Below are 16,907 nucleotides of genomic sequence, written 5' to 3'. Positions count from 1 at the left end.
CCTTGCTGACGCTCGGCTGATCGGCGGCGGTCGGCGTCTTGGCCACGTCCGCCGTGGGGTGGCTGTCCGGCTGGGCAGCATCGGCCACGGCGCCGAACCCGGAGAAGGCCGAAGACAGCGCCAGCTTCCTGGACAACATCAACCCTGACTCCCTGCAGGTCCTCACTGGTTGTCGTGCCGAACCCTCGCTGGGCAACGCACAGCCGGAAGACCGTTTCCAGTTCGAGCGCGAAGGCTACTTCTGCGCGGATCTCAAGGACTCGAAACCGGGCGCACCGGTATTCAACCGTACCGTGACCCTGCGCGACTCCTGGGGTCAGTGATTCAGTCAAGGAACTAACGTGCTTACGATCTACAACACGCTCACCAAGAGCAAAGAAGTCTTCAAGCCGCTGGATGGCAACAATGTGCGCATGTACGTGTGCGGCATGACCGTGTACGACTACTGCCACCTGGGCCATGGCCGCAGCATGGTCGCCTTCGACCTGGTGACCCGCTGGTTGCGCTTCAGCGGTTACAACCTGACTTATGTGCGCAACATCACCGACATCGAAGACAAGATCATCAACCGGGCGCGGGAGAACGGCGAGCCGTTCAATGCGCTGACCGAACGCATGATCGTTGCGATGCATGAGGACGAGGCGCGGCTGAACATCAAGAAGCCGGACCTGGAGCCACGCGCCACGGAGCATATCCCTGGCATGCTGAGCATGATCCAGACCCTGATCGACAAGGGTTACGCCTACGCCCCGGGCAACGGCGACGTGTACTACCGCGTGGCCAAGTTCATGGGCTACGGCAAGTTGTCGCGCAAGAAGATCGAGGATCTGCGCATCGGTGCACGGATCGAGGTCGACGAGTCGAAGGAAGATCCACTGGACTTCGTCTTGTGGAAAGCCACCAAGCCGGGCGAACCGAGCTGGGAGTCGCCATGGGGCGCCGGGCGTCCGGGCTGGCACATCGAATGCTCGGTGATGTCCACCTGCTGCCTGGGCGAGACCTTCGACATTCATGGCGGCGGTAGCGACCTGGAGTTTCCGCACCACGAGAACGAGATCGCCCAGAGCGAAGCGGCCACTGGCAAGACCTACGCCAATGCCTGGATGCACTGCGGCATGATTCGCATCAATGGCGAGAAGATGTCCAAGTCCTTGAACAACTTCTTCACCATTCGCGATGTGCTCGACAAGTACCATCCGGAAGTGGTGCGTTACCTGCTGGTATCGAGCCACTACCGCAGCGCGATCAACTACTCGGAAGACAACCTCAAGGACGCCAAGGGCGCCCTGGAGCGTTTCTACCACGCCCTCAAAGGCCTGCCGAACGTACCGGCCGCCGGTGGCGAAGCCTTTGTCGAGCGTTTCACCGAGGTGATGAACGACGACTTCGGCACGCCGGAAGCCTGCGCCGTGCTGTTCGAGATGGTGCGCGAGATCAACCGCCTGCGCGAGAGCGATCTCGACGCCGCGGCCGGTCTGGCGGCGCGCCTGCGGGAACTGGCGGACGTGCTGGGCGTGCTGCAGCTGGAAGCCGACGACTTCCTGCAGGCCGGTGCCGCGGGCCGGGTCGACGCGGCCCAGGTCGAAGCGCTGATCCAGGCGCGCCTGACCGCCCGTGCCAACAAGGACTGGGCCGAATCCGACCGCATCCGCGACCAGATCACCGCCATGGGTGTGGTGCTGGAAGACGGCAAGGGCGGGACCACCTGGCGTCTGGCTGACTGATCGCTGTAGTGGCTACAAACGAAAACCCGCCTTGTGCGGGTTTTTGTTTGCCGGGAGTTTTTCGGGCGGGATCAAACCAGGATGACCAAGGGACTGTACTGGGCAACCAGTGGGTCGGCGCTCAGCAGTCTCATCGGTTCACTGATGGCGGTGGCCACGATCAGCCGGTCGAAGGGATCACGATGGTGGTGTTCGAGGTCTTTCAGCGCTATGGCGTGTTCAGCGGTGATAGCCAGTTCGATGAAGCCGCTTGCCAGGCAGTATTCGCGGATCTGCTCCAGGTCCACATCGAGCTTGCCCAGGCCCACCTTGATGGCCATCTCCCAGAAGGAAGCCGCGCTGATATAGATCTCGGCGGCGCCCTCGATCAGCTTTCGCGCCTTGGCGGACAATTTCGGATCGTCGCTGAGGGCCCAGAGCAGGATGTGGGTGTCGAGCAGGACTCTCACTCCCGGGTTCCTTCGAAGGCATCCAGCAAGTCGTCCGGCAGGGGGGCGTCAAAGTCGTCGGGCAGCACCAGCTTGCCTTTCATTGCGCCGATGCGTTGCCCCGACGGCTTGCCGACGGGCACCAGGCGGGCGAGGGCGCGGCCATGTTTGGCAATGGTGATGACCTGTCCGGCGGCGGCCTCGTCGACCAGTTTGGACAGGTTGTTCTTGGCTTCTGCCAGCGGGACAGTGATCATGGCATTCCTCCAATATTCTGGCCAAATATAGCCAGAATATTGGAGCCCAGCCAAGTTGGGACAGACGACAGGCCGGGTTTTTATGTGTCCAGCTGTCGCAAGCGCTTGTACAGAGTATTGCGACTGACCCCCAGCCGCCGCGCCAGCAGGGAGATGTTACCGCCCACGGCCTTGAGCTGGCGTTGCAGGTCGGCGCTGTCTTCCAGGCCGATGTCGCCGGGCGGTTCGGGGCTGGCGACGGGCTCCAGCTCCAGGTCGACGAAGAAGTCGTCCGGCAGGTGCTCGGCGCGGATCGGCTGGTCTTCGGCCATGGCCAGCGCCACCTGCATCACGCTACTGACCTGGCGCAGGTTGCCGGGCCAGGGATGGCGCGCGAACAGGTCCTGGACTTCGCGACTGAGCCCGGTCCATTGGCCCGGTTCGCGGTGTTGCTCCCAGATGCGCTTGAACAGCGCCTGCCGGTCGCTGCGCTCGCGCAGGGGCGGCAATTCCAGGGTCAGGCCGCCGATACGGTAATACAGATCCTCGCGGAAACGCCCCAGTTGCACTTGTTCGCGCAGGGAGCGGTTGGTGGCCGAGATGATGCGGATGTCCACCGGGAACAGTTCGCTGCTGCCCACCGGCTGTACGCAGCGCTCTTGCAGCACACGCAACAGGCGGGCCTGGGTGGGCAGGGGCATGTCGCCGATTTCGTCGAGGAACAGGGTGCCTTTGTCGGCCTTGCGGATCAGGCCGATGCTGCCTTTCTGGCTGGCGCCGGTGAAGGCGCCTTTTTCGTAGCCGAACAGTTCGGACTCCACCAGTTCGGCGGGGATCGCCGCGCAGTTGACGGCGATGAGCGCCTGCTTGCTCCGGGAACTGGCCTGGTGCAGGGCCTTGACGAAGACTTCCTTGCCGACCCCGGTCTCGCCGTGGATCAGCAGCGGAATGTCCTTTTCCAGTAACCGCTCGGCCTGGCGCACAGCCTTCTCCACACGGCTGTCGCCGAAGTGCAGGGTCTTCAGGCTGATGGCGTCGGCAGGGGCGGGTACCGGCCGGGCCGCGGCCTCGGCGAAGACCCGGGGCTGGATCGGCACCTGCCGCGGACGTTTGAGCAGGCAATGGAAACGGTTGCGCCCGGCGGTCTGCAGGGCGAAGGGCAGGCCTTCGGGCTGATTGAGCAACTCCAGCAGGGACACCTTGAACAGGCTGTCGATGGCGACCCGCGACAGGCTGAGGCCCAGCAGGTTGTCGGCGCGGCGGTTGGCCGACAGCACTTGGCCGCTGTCATCGAAGATCAGCAAGCCGGCCCACTGGCTGTCGAGGTTGTTCAGGCCGGTGTTGAAGGTCAGCTGGAAATGCCGGCCTTGGAACAGGTTGAGGATCAGCCGGTTCTCCACGGTCTGGCTCATCATCTTGACCATGCCCAGGGTGTGGGATGGCGGCAGGTAGCTGTCGCTGGAAACGTCGAGCACTGCGATCACCCGGCGCTCGGCATCGAAGATCGGCGCGGCCGAGCCGGTCATGAAGCGGTTGGCCTTGAGAAAGTGTTCGTCGTGCTCGATATGCACCGCCTGCTCGCAGGCCAGGGCGGTGCCGATGGCGTTGGTCCCGCTGCAGTGTTCCAGCCAGCTGGCGCCGGCGCTGAAACCCCGGGCCAGGCCGGGCTCGATAAAGCGCTGGGTGCCCCAGGAGGTCAGGACCTGGCCCTGGTTGTCGGCGAGCATGATCAGGCAATTGGAGTTGCTGAGGATGTTCTCGTAATAGGGCAGGACCTCCTGGTGGGTGGTCTGCACCAGGGCCTGCTGGCTCTCCAGCAACTGGGCGATGCGCTCGGCGGGCAACTGGTCGAAGGCGGGCACGCTCTGGTGGTTGAGGCCGAAGGCCCGGCAGCGACTCCAGGAGTCCTTGACGATGGTCTCGTGAGACAGCGGCGAGGCGGGTGCGCTCATGTTGACGGGTCTCTTATTGTTCTTGTTATGACGTGCCGCGCTCTGTAGCCGCTGCCGAGCCCCGGCGAGGCTGCGATCGGCCACAAAACCTGAGCACGCGATTTGTCCGCATGACCGCGTGGAACTCTTTACCAGTCCTGCGGCCTCGATCGCAGCCTGCGGCAGCGGCTACATAAAGCATGTTTACCGGCGAAAAGGTCCATCCAGTGTTGTTCACGATTGTTCATTGTCAACCGCCGGACTGTTCAGTTGTTCAGTGCGCAGTGTTCATTTCTGTTCAGTCGGGAAACCCCGGATTTCCAGCTTTCGTATAAACCCCAGTCTTATCAGCGAGTTGGCCGGACACTGCAGTCCTGGCACGAAAGTCGCTCTGCTGCCGTGGTCGCTTGACTCCAATAATAAAAAGGCCGAGCCATGTCATTAACGCTGGAGCATGTCAGCCGAGTCGTCGAGGGCCAGACCTGGATCGATGACATCTCGCTACGCTTTGAACCCGGTTCCTTCAATGTGCTGCTGGGGCGCACGCTGTCCGGCAAGACCAGCCTGATGCGCCTGATCGCCGGCCTCGACAAGCCCGCCAGCGGGCGCATCCTGATGAACGGCGTGGATGTCACCGGGTGTCCGGTGCGCCTGCGCAACGTGTCGATGGTCTATCAGCAGTTCATCAACTACCCGACCATGACCGTGTTCGAGAATATTGCCTCGCCGTTGCGCCAGGCCGGCGTCTCGGCCCAATTGATCGAGAGCAAGGTACTGGAGACGGCGAAGATGCTGCGGATCGAGAAGTTCCTGCAGCGCCATCCGCTGGAACTCTCCGGCGGCCAGCAGCAGCGCACGGCCATGGCCCGGGCGCTGGTCAAGGATGCCGAGCTGATCCTGTTCGACGAGCCGTTGGTCAACCTCGACTACAAGCTGCGCGAAGAGCTGCGCCAGGAGATGCGCGAGCTGTTCCAGGCCCGCCATACCATCGCCATCTACGCCACCACCGAACCCAACGAGGCGCTGGCCCTGGGGGGCACCACCACCGTCCTGCATGAGGGGCGCCTGGTGCAGAGCGGCAAGACCGCCGAGGTCTATCACCAGCCGCAGACGGTGCTGGCCGCCGAGCTGTTCTCCGAGCCGCCGATCAACCTGATGCCGGGGCGCATCGCCGGCAATGAAGTGAGCTTCGCCAATTTCGTGCACTTTCCCCTGAACGTGGATTTGCGCCCGGTGGGCGAGGGCGAGTTCCGCTTTGGCGTGCGGCCCAGCCATATCTCCCTGGTGCCGAGCAACGACGACGACCTGGAGCTGGCGGTGACCGTCGAGGTGGCGGAGATCAGCGGTTCGGAAACCTTTCTCCATGTGCGCAACGAGCACTTCCTGCTGGTGCTGCACCTGCCCGGCGTGCATGAGTATGACGTCGACGCGCCGATCCGCATTTATATCCCCACCCACAAACTGTTCGTCTTCGATGCCCAGGGCCGTCTGGTCCAGGCACCGGGACGGCGCGTCGCGAGGGTTGCCTGATGGCCGAGATCCGTTTGCACAACCTCGCACACAGTTACACCAGCGCCCCGGCCGGTCCCGAGGACTATGCGATCCGGGAGATGAACCATGTCTGGGAGCAGGGCGGGGCCTATGCCTTGCTCGGGCCGTCCGGCTGCGGCAAGTCGACCTTGCTCAACATCATTTCCGGACTGCTCAGCCCTTCCCAGGGGCAGGTGCTGTTCGATACCCGGGTGGTCAACGAACTTAGCCCATCCATGCGCAATATCGCCCAGGTTTTCCAGTTCCCGGTGGTCTACGACACCATGACCGTGTTCGACAATCTGGCCTTTCCGTTGCGCAACCAGGGCATGGCCGAGGCCAGGGTCCACAGCAAGGTGCAGGAGATCGCCGAGGTGCTCGACCTGCAGGCGCTGCTGAACAAGAAGGCGCGCAACCTCAGCGCCGACGAAAAGCAGAAGGTCTCCATGGGCCGCGGCCTGGTGCGCGACGACGTGTCGGCGATCCTGTTCGACGAGCCGCTGACGGTGATCGACCCGCACCTGAAGTGGAAGCTGCGGCGCAAGCTCAAGCTCAAGCAGATCCACGAGCAGTTCAACATCACCATGGTCTACGTCACCCACGACCAGCTCGAGGCCTCGACCTTCGCCGACAAGATCGCGGTGATGTACGGCGGGCAGATCGTCCAGTTCGGCACGCCGCGGGAGCTGTTCGAGCGCCCGAGCCACACCTTTGTCGGCTACTTCATCGGCAGCCCGGGGATGAACCTGATCGAGGTCCGGGCCGAGGCCGGTGGCGTCGGGTTCGCCGGGATCCATCTGGCATTGCCCGAGGCCCTGCAGCAGCGGATCGCCGCGACCGACTACCGGAGCCTGAAGGTCGGCATCCGCCCGGAGTTCATCCATGTGTGGGACGAGCCCTACGAGGAGGCGCTGCAGGCTGACGTGCTCCATGTCGAGGACCTGGGCACCTACAAGATCCTGACCCTGAACCTCGACGGCGCCACCCTGAAAGTGCGCCTGGCCGAGGACAAGCCGGTGCCGCAGGGCCGTGCCTATATCAGTTTCCCGGCGCAGTGGCTGATGGTCTACGCCGACGAATACCTGCTGGAGGCACAGGCCACGAACGAGGTGCAGCCATGAACAAAGTGCAGAACAACAAGGCCTGGTGGCTGGTGTTGCCGGTGTTTCTACTGGTGGCTTTCAGTGCGGTGATCCCGATGATGACCGTGGTCAATTACTCGGTGCAGGACATCTTCGACCAGTCCAGCCGCTACTTCGTCGGCGCCGACTGGTACAAGCAGGTGCTGCTCGACCCGCGCCTGCATGATTCGCTGCTGCGCCAGTTCATCTATTCGGCCTGTGTGCTGCTGATCGAGATCCCCCTGGGGATCGCCATCGCCCTGACCATGCCGAGCAAGGGGCGCTGGTCGTCGGCGGTGCTGATTATCCTGGCCGTGCCGCTGCTGATCCCGTGGAACGTGGTGGGCACCATCTGGCAGATCTTCGGCCGCGCCGACATCGGCCTGATGGGCTCGTCGCTCAATGCCCTGGGCATCAACTACAACTACGCGGCCAATACCATGGACGCCTGGGTCACGGTGCTGGTGATGGACGTCTGGCACTGGACCTCGCTGGTGGCGCTGCTCTGCTATTCGGGGCTGCGGGCGATTCCGGACGTCTACTACCAGGCGGCGCGCATCGACCGGGCGTCGAACTGGGCGGTGTTCCGCCATATCCAGTTGCCGAAGATGAAGAGCGTGCTGCTGATCGCGGTGATGCTGCGCTTCATGGACAGCTTCATGATCTACACCGAGCCGTTCGTGCTCACCGGCGGCGGGCCGGGCAACGCCACCACCTTCCTCAGCCAGACCCTGACGCAAATGGCCATCGGCCAGTTCGACCTGGGGCCCGCCGCGGCGTTCTCCCTGGTGTACTTCCTGATCATCCTGCTGGTGTCCTGGCTGTTCTACACCGCCATGACCCATTCCGACGCCAATCGCTGAGGCCGGCCGCCATGTCCAAGCGCAAGCTGATTCCGCTGTCGATCTACATCCTGTTCCTGCTGGTGCCGATCTACTGGTTGCTGAACATGTCGTTCAAGAGCAACAACGAGATCCTCGGTAGCCTGACCCTGTGGCCCCAGGACTTCACCTGGCACAACTACAAGGTGATCTTCACCGACCCCAGTTGGTACAGCGGCTACATCAATTCGCTGTATTACGTCAGCTTCAACACGGTGATTTCCCTGAGCGTGGCGCTGCCGGCGGCCTATGCGTTTTCGCGGTACCGCTTCCTCGGCGACAAGCACCTGTTCTTCTGGCTGCTGACCAACCGCATGGCGCCGCCGGCGGTGTTCCTGCTGCCGTTCTTCCAGCTGTATTCATCCATTGGCCTGTTCGATACGCACATCGCCGTGGCCCTGGCCCACTGCCTGTTCAATGTGCCGCTGGCGGTGTGGATTCTCGAAGGCTTCATGTCCGGGGTGCCGAAGGAAATCGACGAGACCGCCTATATCGACGGCTACAGCTTTGCGCGGTTCTTCGTGAAGATCTTCGTCCCGCTGATCGGCTCGGGGATCGGCGTCACGGCGTTCTTCTGCTTCATGTTCTCCTGGGTCGAGCTGCTGCTGGCGCGGACCCTGACCTCGGTGAACGCCAAGCCGATCGCCGCGGTGATGACCCGCACCGTGTCCGCCTCCGGCATCGACTGGGGCGTGCTGGCGGCCGCCGGGGTACTGACCATTCTGCCGGGCATGCTGGTGATCTGGTTTGTCCGCAACCATGTGGCCAAGGGCTTTGCCCTGGGCCGGGTATGAGGAGTCGGCGATGGAATGGATGAACTGGACCGCCCCGACGGCGGCATTTTTCGGCGTCATTGCCCTGATCCTGCTGGGCATGACCAGTTGGGAACTGCGTTCGCCGAGCATTCCTCGGCGTGGCTTCTTGCCGATTGCCACTACCCGTGGCGACCGGCTGTTTATCGGTCTTCTCGGCAGCGCCTACCTGCATCTGCTGGTCATCGGCGTCACCGACTGGAGCATCTGGGTCGCGTTCGCGCTGTCCCTGGTATGGCTGTTGGCTGTGATGCGTTGGGGCTAGTCGGGCGCTTGCGCGGTGGTCCTGCTTCGAAATTCAACCAGGAGGTCTCTATGTTCGACAAAAACAATAAGCTGCGACATAGCGTTTCATTGGCGGCCATGCTGGCCCTGAGTGGCTTGAGTGCGACGGCCTGGGCCGACGCCTATGAGGACGCCGCGAAGAAGTGGATCGGCAACGAGTTCAAGCCGTCCACCCTGAGCGCGGAACAGCAGTTGGCCGAGCTGAAGTGGTTCATCAAGGCGTCCGAGCCGTTTCGCGGGATGAAGATCAACGTGGTCTCGGAAACCATCGCCACCCATGAATACGAGTCCAAGGTACTGGCCAAGGCCTTCACTGAAATCACCGGGATCCAGCTGACCCACGACCTGCTGCAGGAAGGCGACGTGGTGGAGAAGCTGCAGACCCAGATGCAGTCGGACAAGAACATCTACGACGGTTGGGTCAACGACTCGGACCTGATCGGCACGCACTTCCGCTATGGCAAGACCGAATCCATCACCGACCTGATGGCCAATGAGGGCAAGGACTACACCTCGCCGACCCTGGACATCAAGGACTTCATCGGCATCTCCTTCACCACCGCGCCGGACGGCAAGATCTACCAACTGCCCGACCAGCAGTTTGCCAACCTGTACTGGTTCCGCGCCGACTGGTTCGAGCGGGCCGACCTGAAAGCCAAGTTCAAGGAGAAGTACGGCTATGATCTGGGCGTACCGGTGAACTGGTCGGCTTATGAGGACATCGCCAAGTTCTTCAGCGAAGACGTCAAGGAAATCGACGGCAAGCGGGTCTACGGTCATATGGACTACGGCAAGAAAGACCCGTCCCTGGGCTGGCGCTTCACCGACGCCTGGTTCTCCATGGCCGGCGGTGGCGACAAGGGCCTGCCCAACGGCCTGCCGGTGGACGAGTGGGGGATCCGCGTCGAGGACTGCCATCCGGTGGGCTCCAGCGTGACCCGTGGCGGCGACACCAATGGCCCGGCGGCGGTGTTCGCCACCACCAAATACGTGGACTGGATGAAGAAGTACGCACCACCGGAAGCGGCGGGCATGACCTTCTCCGAATCCGGTCCGGTGCCGTCCCAGGGCAATATCGCCCAGCAGATCTTCTGGTACACCGCCTTCACCGCGGACATGACCAAGCCGGGCCTGCCGGTGATGAACGCCGACGGTACGCCGAAATGGCGCATGGCGCCGTCGCCCAAGGGGCCGTACTGGGAAGAGGGCATGAAGCTGGGGTATCAGGACACCGGCTCCTGGACCTTCCTCAAGTCCACCCCGGAGAAACAGAAACTTGCGGCCTGGCTCTATGCCCAGTTCGTGACCTCGAAAACCGTGTCGCTGAAGAAAACCATCGTCGGCCTGACGCCGATCCGCGAGTCGGACATCAATTCCCAGGCCATGACCGACCTGGCGCCGAAACTCGGCGGCCTGGTGGAGTTCTATCGCAGCCCGGCCCGGGTGCAGTGGACGCCGACCGGCACCAACGTGCCGGACTACCCACGCCTGGCGCAGCTGTGGTGGAGCCATATCGCCGAAGCGGCCAGCGGCGAGAAAACCCCGCAACAGGCGCTCGATGGCCTGGCCAAGGACCAGGACGCGATCATGACCCGGCTCGAGCGCTCGAAGGCCCAGGCCACCTGCGCGCCGAAAATGAACCCCGAGCGCGACGCGCAATACTGGTTCGACCAACCGGGCGCGCCGAAACCGAAGCTGGCCAACGAGAAGCCCCAGGGCGAGACCGTGGCTTACACGGAACTGCTCAAGTCGTGGGAGGCGGCGCGCAAATAGGGTTTGGATCGCTTATGCAGAACGGCACCTTCGGGTGCCGTTCTGTTTTGGGAATGGTTGTTGTGGTGCCTGGGCCATCGCTGTTGCGGGACGACCGGGTGCCGGAGGATCACGTAACGCCGTTTGTCTGTAGGAGCGAGGCTTGCCCGCGATGACGTCCTTCGAACCCGCGCAGATCTTCAGGCAAGTGTCGCCAGCCGCTCCACTGTGTCAGGAAAGCGCTGTACCAGGCGGATCAGGGTGGTGGCCTGGGCATTGGGTTTGGCCCGCCCTTGTTCCCAGTTCTCCAGGGTCCGGGTGTTGGTGCGCAGGTACATGGCAAATACCGAGCGGGACAGGTTCAACTGCTCGCGTACGGCCAGCACTTCTTCAGCGGTGATGGGCAGCAGTGCCTGCAGCTTGACCTTGTGGGTGCGCAGCGTGACCTTGCCCTGGCGCTCCTGGGCCAGGGCGTCGAAACCTTCGACCAGTTCGGAAAAGACGTCACGTTTCATATTGGGTTCTCGCCTCGATTTCTTGGTTCAGCAGTTGCTTGAGCAGTTTTTTCTGCTGCGGTTTCAGGTCGTCCTGCTGGCTCTTCGCGTACAGGGTGAAGAGCCAGAACTGCAGGCCGGCGGACCAGCAGTAGTAGATCACCCTGATCCCGCCGCGCTTGCCCTTGTGCCGTCGTTCGTCGACAAAGCGCAGTTTGCGCAAGCCGCCGGTGCCTTCGATGAGGTCCCCGGCCTCCGGGTTCTTCAACAGCTCGAGTTGCAGGCTGCGAAACAGCTCGTCATCCAGGTAGTCCTGGCGATGGCGCTGGAACGGGGGGAGTTCGATAAAGAGTGCGTCCATGCTTTGTACGTTACCTGCGTATATATTCGGGGCGGTATGCCGAAAGGTCAAGGCGTCGAACAGGGCGTTGGTCGCCTTTTAATGACCTTAGGTTGCTGGGGCAGGGCTGGGCGTAGGGCGTTTCTTGAAAGCCGGAAAGGCAATTCCTTTCACGCGGAAGGGGAGGGCAGGGGTTTTTCCCGGGCAAACAAAACGGCGCCCGAAGGCGCCGTTTGTTTTACCGCGGATGTTGCTTGAGCGATCAGCCCGCCAGACCGGATTGCTGGACCAGGGTCAGCAACGGTTGTGGGTAGACGCCGAGGAAGAACGCCAGGACCGCGATGGCCAGCAGCATCACGCCGCCGGCTTTCTGTTCCCAGTGCAGTTGGGCGTCGACGCGGCGCAGGTTCGGCTCGATCAGGTACAGGGTGACCATGACGCGCAGGTAGTAGAACACGCCGATGGCGCTGCCCAGGACCAGGGAGCCGACCAGCCACCATTGGTGCGCTTCGACACCGGTGGCGATGATGTAGAACTTGCCGATGAAGCCCGCGGTCAGCGGAATACCGGCCAGGGACAGCATCATCACGGTCAGTACGGCGGTCAGGTACGGACGGCGCCAGAACAGGCCGCGGTACTCGTACAGGGCGTCGGCGTCGCGACCCTTGTAAGGCGAGGACATCAGGGTGATCACACCGAAGGCGCCGAGGCTGGTGATCACGTAGGTGACCAGATACACGCCGATGGCTTCCATCGCCAGGCCTTTGCTCGCCACCAGGGCGATCAGCAGGTAACCGAAGTGGGCGATGGACGAGTAACCCAGCAGACGCTTGAGGTTGCTCTGGGTCAGCGCCAGCAGGTTACCGAACAGGATCGAGGCGATCGCGATCACGGTCAGCACGGTGTTCAGGACACCGCTGCTGGCCACTGGCGAGATCTGGAACAGACGCACCATCACCGCGAAGACCGCCACCTTGCTCGCGGTGGCCAGGAAGGCCGCCACAGGCGCCGGAGCCCCTTCGTAAACGTCCGGGGTCCACAGATGGAAAGGTACCAGCGACAGCTTGAATGCCAGGCCGATCAGCATCATGCCCAGGCCCAGTTGGGCCAGCGGGCTAGGCAGGCCGGTCGCGGCCAGGGCCTGACCGATGCCGTTGAAGCTCAGGCTGCCGGCTTCGGCGTAGAGCAGGGCCATGCCGAACAGCAGGAACGCGGAACCGGCGGCCGACAGCACCATGTACTTGATGCCGGCTTCCAGCGAACGCTTGTTGAAGAAGGCGTAAGCCACCAGGCCATAGACCGGTACCGAGAGCAGTTCCAGGCCGATGAACAAGCCGGCCAGGTGTTGCGCGCTGACCAGCACCAGGCCGCCGGCGGCGGCCATCAGGATCAGCAGGTACAGTTCTTCGCGGTTGCCCGGGTAGCCGGTGCCGCCGTCGCCCAGATAAGCGTGGGCGAGGGTGACGCAGGCCAGGGTGGCCACCAGGATCAGGGCCATGTACAGGCAGGCGAACTGGTCGATCTGCAGCAATGGGGTCACCGCCAGGGGGGCGACTTTCAGGGCCGGCAGGATCGACAGCAACGCCAGGTTCAGGCCGGCGACCGACAGCAGGAAGGTTTGCGAATGGTTGCGACGCCAGGCGATCGCCAGCATCACCACAACGATGGTGAGGCTGGTGATCAACAGCGGCGCAAGCGCGATAAAGTGTTGAATCGTAAAGTCCATAGCGCTCTTACCGGGCCGAAGCGAGTTGAGTGAAGGCGGTACCGAGCCATTGCTGCACGCCACTCATGGTCGCGGCAGAGGTATCGAGGAACGGTTGCGGGTAGACGCCGATGTAAATCAGCAGCGCCGCCAGTCCAGTCACCATGATCAGTTCGCGCGCATCCATGCCGTGCAGTACTGCGTCCGACTTGGCCGGACCGAAGTAGGCGCGGTGGATCATGATCAGCGAGTAGACCGAACCGAACACCAGGCCGGACGTCGCCAGCACGGTGACCCACGGTGCGCTGGCGAAGGTGCCGACCAGGATCAGGAACTCGCCGACGAAGTTACCGGTCATCGGCAGGCCCAGGGACGCCGCGGCGAAGAACAGGCTGATGCCCGGCAGGTAGGCGATCTTCGGCCACAGGCCACCCATTTCACGCATGTCGCGGGTGTGGGTGCGCTCGTAGAGCTGGCCGCACAGGATAAAGAGTGCCGCGGCCGACAGACCGTGGGCGAGCATCTGGATCACCGCGCCTTGCAGGGCCTGCTGGCTGCCGGAGTAGATGCCGATCAGCACGAAGCCCATGTGCGAAACGCTGGAGAACGCCACCAGGCGCTTGATGTCGGTCTGGGCGAAGGCCAGGAAGGCACCGTAGAAGATCCCGATCAGACCCAGGGTCATGGCGATCGGCGCGAACTCGGCCGAGGCGTTCGGGAACAGCGGCAGGGCGAAACGCAGCAGGCCGTAGGCCGCAGTCTTCAGCAAGATACCCGCCAGGTCCACGGAACCCGCGGTCGGTGCCTGGGCGTGGGCGTCAGGCAACCAGGAGTGGAACGGTACCACCGGCAGTTTCACCGCGAAGGCGATGAAGAAGCCGAGCATCAGCACGTACTCGGTGGTGGTCGACATCTTGGTCTTCAACAGGTCGGCGTAGTTGAAGGTAATCACGCCGGTGTCGTTGAAGTTGACCAGCACCAGACCCAGGATCGCCACCAGCATGATCAGGCCGGAAGCCTGAGTGAAGATGAAGAACTTGGTCGCGGCGTAGATCCGGGTTTTCTTGCCGTCCGAAGAGCTGTGACCCCAGAGCGCGATGAGGAAGTACATCGGCACCAGCATCATTTCCCAGAAGAAGAAGAACATGAACAGGTCGAGGGCGAGGAACACGCCGACGACACCGCCCAGGATCCACATCAGGTTCAGGTGGAAGAAGCCCACGTGACGCTGGATCTCTTTCCAGGAGCAGAGGACCGACAGCACGCCCAGAAGGCCGGTCAGCAGGATCATCAACAGCGACAGGCCGTCGAGGGCCAGGTGCACGTTGATGCCGAAGCGCTCGATCCAGACGTGCTTGAACTCCAGGGTCCAGGTCGGATCGGCGCCAGGGGCCGGAGCGAATGAATAGTCGCCATGGGCCCACAGCCAGAGGCCGAGGGCGAGCAACAGGGACATGGTGATCAGCGCAATCCAGCGGGGGAGGGTGGCGCCGAAGCGCTCACCCATCCAGCACAGCAGGCCGCCGATGAAGGGGATCAGGATTAGCCAAGGCAGAATCATGACGGGCTCAATTCCTTTCGCAAGTTCGCAAGGTTCATATCAGACCGCTACCAGCACGACGGCGCCGATAACCAGCACGGCACCAGCGGCCATCGAGGCGGCGTACCAACGCAGTTGACCGGTTTCCGTCCGGCTCAGGGAGTTGTGACCCCCTTTGGCCAGGCGTGGGACCAGGCCGATGGTCTGGTCGAGCGGGTCTTTGCGCAGTACATGGCTGATCGCCAGATATGGCTTGACGAACAGTTTGTCGTAGATCCAGTCGAAGCCCCAGGCAGCGAACCACCAGGCCGAGAGGAGGCGGCCGATGCCGCTGTTGGCGACAGCGGTGACGAAGCGGCGCTTGCCGAGGAACAGCAGCGCAGCCAGCAGGATACCGGCGATGGCGATGGCGCCAGAGGCGATTTCCAGGCTGTGCTTGGCTTCGCCGCCGGCATGGCCGACGCTTTGTGGCAGTACGCCGTGCAGCGGCGGAGTGATCATGGCGCCGATGGCGGTCGACAGGATGATCAGCACCGACAGCGGCAGCCAGTGGCTGATGCCGTGGCCGGCGTGGGCTTCGGTCTTGGCTTCACCGTGGAAGGTGATGAAGATCAGGCGGAAGGTGTACAGCGAGGTCATGAAGGCCCCCACCAGACCGGCATACAGCAGACCTTCGTTACCGCTGGCAAAGGCCTCCCAGAGGATCTCGTCCTTGGAGTAGAAGCCGGCGGTGACCAGAGGCAGGGCCGCCAGGGCTGCGCCGCCGACGATGAAGCTGGCGTAGGCCAGCGGCAGTTTCTTCCACAGGCCGCCCATCTTGAAGATGTTCTGCTCGTGGTGGCAGGCGACGATCACCGCACCGGAGGCAAGGAACAGCAGGGCCTTGAAGAAGGCGTGGGTCATCAGGTGGAAGATCGCGCCGTCCCAGGCGCCAACGCCCAGGGCCAGGAACATGTAGCCGATCTGGCTCATGGTCGAGTAGGCGAGGATCCGCTTGATGTCGGTCTGCACCAGCGCGGCGAAGCCGGCCAGCACGAGAGTCACGCCACCGACGATTCCCACAAGATGCAGGATGTCCGGCGCCAGGGTGAACAGGCCGTGGGTACGGGCGATCAGGTAGACACCGGCGGTCACCATGGTCGCGGCGTGGATCAGTGCCGAAACCGGGGTAGGACCGGCCATCGCGTCCGCCAGCCAGGTCTGCAGCGGCAGCTGGGCGGATTTACCGACCGCACCACCGAGCAGCATCAGGGTCGCCAGCGTGATCCAGAAGTCGCCAGCCTGGAACTTCTGCGGCGCCAGGACCAGCAGTTGCTGGATATTCAGGGTGCCCAGCTGCTGGAACAGGATGAACAGGCCGATGGCCATGAACACGTCGCCGATCCGGGTCACGATGAAGGCCTTGAGGGCGGCGTTACCGTTGTTGCGGTTGCTGTAGTAGAAACCGATCAGCAGGTACGAGCACAGGCCCACGCCTTCCCAACCGAAGTACAGGAACAGCAGGTCATCGCCCAGGACCAGGAACAGCATGCTGGCGATGAACAGGTTGGTGTAGGCGAAGAAGCGCGAGTAACCGTCTTCACCGCGCATGTACCAGGACGCGAACAGGTGGATCAGGAAACCCACGCCCACCACCACGCCGAGCATGGTCACGGACAGGCCGTCCAGATACAGGGCGAAGGTCGGCTTGAAGTCGCCTACGGCCATCCACTGCCACAGCAGCTGGCTGTAGTGGCCACCCTCGGGCGGGGCGACGTTGAATTGCCAGATCACATAAGCCGCGACAATCGCCGACAAGCCGACGGAGCCAACGCCGATCAGGGCGGAGAGGTTTTCCGAGAGGCGTCCACGGGAGAACGACAGCAGCAGAAAACCGATCAGGGGGAACAGGAAAGTCAGATAGAGATCAATGCCTACGGTCCGGCCGAGTGTTCCGACGACGTGGCCTTCTACCGGGTGGACATGGCCTCGACCCGCGGCAGTTACCTGCCGATCGGTACGCCGACCGACAACAACCGCCTGTACCTGCTGGACGGCGCGCTGGAGCTGGGACGGAAACTGTCGTGGGTGCGCAGCACAGTGTTCTCGATATCGCCGGGGTGATGGTTGACGCCGTTGACGATGATCA

At 62.9% G+C, this 16,907-nt stretch carries 15 protein-coding genes and 2 pseudogenes; 9 read left to right on the top strand and 8 right to left on the bottom strand.

Features of this window, described 5'->3' with window-relative positions:
• Positions 1-95 precede the first annotated feature (95 nt).
• Together ACQKQA_RS26335 and cysS are read left to right on the top strand one after the other, a co-directional pair.
• Positions 96-323: pseudogene (locus ACQKQA_RS26335) on the top strand (glutamine--tRNA ligase); the annotation flags it as partial.
• Positions 324-341: 18 nt separating this feature from the next.
• Positions 342-1,724, top strand: a complete 1,383-nt coding sequence (gene cysS, locus ACQKQA_RS26330) for a cysteine--tRNA ligase (protein ID WP_427563983.1) — start codon at positions 342-344, stop codon at positions 1,722-1,724.
• Between the two features lie 71 nt (positions 1,725-1,795).
• On the opposite strand, the gene ACQKQA_RS26325 is transcribed toward cysS, so the two are convergent.
• The 3 genes from ACQKQA_RS26325 to ACQKQA_RS26315 are packed head-to-tail and all read right to left on the bottom strand — an operon-like array spanning position 1,796 to position 4,340.
• Positions 1,796-2,173: a type II toxin-antitoxin system VapC family toxin gene (locus tag ACQKQA_RS26325; protein WP_427563981.1), complete on the bottom strand. Its 378-nt coding sequence runs from the start codon at positions 2,171-2,173 to the stop codon at positions 1,796-1,798.
• Entirely contained in the window at positions 2,170-2,493 is a 324-nt protein-coding gene (locus ACQKQA_RS26320; RefSeq protein WP_427563985.1) for a type II toxin-antitoxin system Phd/YefM family antitoxin, read from the bottom strand. The genes ACQKQA_RS26325 and ACQKQA_RS26320 overlap by 4 nt, the downstream gene beginning before the upstream one ends.
• A complete protein-coding gene (locus ACQKQA_RS26315; protein ID WP_427563980.1) occupies positions 2,490-4,340 on the bottom strand; it encodes a sigma-54-dependent Fis family transcriptional regulator in 1,851 nt (616 codons plus the stop codon). The genes ACQKQA_RS26320 and ACQKQA_RS26315 overlap by 4 nt, the downstream gene beginning before the upstream one ends.
• A 414-nt stretch (positions 4,341-4,754) precedes the next feature.
• Here ACQKQA_RS26315 and ACQKQA_RS26310 point away from each other — a divergent pair, with 414 nt between their 5' ends.
• Genes ACQKQA_RS26310 through ACQKQA_RS26285 form a run of 6 tightly spaced genes read left to right on the top strand, consistent with a single transcriptional unit; the run spans position 4,755 to position 10,721 of the window.
• A complete protein-coding gene (locus tag ACQKQA_RS26310) occupies positions 4,755-5,849 on the top strand; it encodes an ABC transporter ATP-binding protein (RefSeq protein WP_427563978.1) in 1,095 nt (364 codons plus the stop codon).
• A complete protein-coding gene (locus ACQKQA_RS26305; RefSeq protein ID WP_427563976.1) occupies positions 5,849-6,970 on the top strand; it encodes an ABC transporter ATP-binding protein in 1,122 nt (373 codons plus the stop codon). Before ACQKQA_RS26310 ends, ACQKQA_RS26305 begins: the two co-directional genes overlap by 1 nt.
• Positions 6,967-7,833, top strand: a complete 867-nt coding sequence (locus ACQKQA_RS26300) for a carbohydrate ABC transporter permease (protein WP_427563974.1) — start codon at positions 6,967-6,969, stop codon at positions 7,831-7,833. The genes ACQKQA_RS26305 and ACQKQA_RS26300 overlap by 4 nt, the downstream gene beginning before the upstream one ends.
• An 11-nt stretch (positions 7,834-7,844) precedes the next feature.
• The gene (locus ACQKQA_RS26295) at positions 7,845-8,645 is read left to right on the top strand and encodes a carbohydrate ABC transporter permease (protein ID WP_427563973.1); all 801 of its coding nucleotides are present in this window, start codon (positions 7,845-7,847) and stop codon (positions 8,643-8,645) included.
• Between the two features lie 10 nt (positions 8,646-8,655).
• Positions 8,656-8,928: a DUF2160 domain-containing protein gene (locus ACQKQA_RS26290; RefSeq protein WP_427563972.1), complete on the top strand. Its 273-nt coding sequence runs from the start codon at positions 8,656-8,658 to the stop codon at positions 8,926-8,928.
• A gap of 50 nt (positions 8,929-8,978) precedes the next feature.
• Entirely contained in the window at positions 8,979-10,721 is a 1,743-nt protein-coding gene (locus ACQKQA_RS26285) for a carbohydrate ABC transporter substrate-binding protein (protein ID WP_427563970.1), read from the top strand.
• A 179-nt stretch (positions 10,722-10,900) separates the two neighbouring features.
• Here the strand turns inward: ACQKQA_RS26285 and ACQKQA_RS26280 are convergent, their stop codons facing one another.
• The 5 genes from ACQKQA_RS26280 to nuoL form a co-directional block, all read right to left on the bottom strand.
• Complete coding sequence (locus ACQKQA_RS26280) at positions 10,901-11,215, bottom strand: helix-turn-helix domain-containing protein (protein WP_427563968.1); 315 nt, start codon at positions 11,213-11,215, stop codon at positions 10,901-10,903.
• On the bottom strand, positions 11,205-11,555 hold the full coding sequence (locus tag ACQKQA_RS26275; RefSeq protein ID WP_427563967.1) for a toxin: 351 nt from the start codon (positions 11,553-11,555) through the stop codon (positions 11,205-11,207). Before ACQKQA_RS26275 ends, ACQKQA_RS26280 begins: the two co-directional genes overlap by 11 nt.
• Positions 11,556-11,796: 241 nt before the next feature.
• Positions 11,797-13,260, bottom strand: coding sequence for an NADH-quinone oxidoreductase subunit NuoN (gene nuoN, locus ACQKQA_RS26270; RefSeq protein ID WP_427563966.1), 1,464 nt, complete (start codon positions 13,258-13,260; stop codon positions 11,797-11,799).
• 7 nt (positions 13,261-13,267) lie between these two features.
• Positions 13,268-14,800 carry an NADH-quinone oxidoreductase subunit M gene (nuoM, locus tag ACQKQA_RS26265; RefSeq protein WP_427563965.1) on the bottom strand — a complete coding sequence of 511 codons (1,533 nt, stop codon included), beginning with the start codon at positions 14,798-14,800 and terminating at the stop codon, positions 13,268-13,270.
• A 39-nt stretch (positions 14,801-14,839) separates the two neighbouring features.
• A complete protein-coding gene (gene nuoL, locus ACQKQA_RS26260; protein WP_427563984.1) occupies positions 14,840-16,690 on the bottom strand; it encodes an NADH-quinone oxidoreductase subunit L in 1,851 nt (616 codons plus the stop codon).
• Between nuoL and ACQKQA_RS26255 the strand changes: the two are divergent.
• A pseudogene (locus ACQKQA_RS26255) lies at positions 16,685-16,828 on the top strand (hypothetical protein); the annotation flags it as partial. The gene nuoL and the pseudogene ACQKQA_RS26255 overlap by 6 nt on opposite strands.
• Positions 16,829-16,907: the final 79 nt, after the last annotated feature.

Origin of the sequence: Pseudomonas sp. NPDC089530 (assembly GCF_050280705.1) — a bacterium.
Classification (GTDB): domain Bacteria; phylum Pseudomonadota; class Gammaproteobacteria; order Pseudomonadales; family Pseudomonadaceae; genus Aquipseudomonas.
Note: the sequence above shows the minus strand (reverse complement) of the source record. Positions and strands in the feature narration are given on the sequence as shown.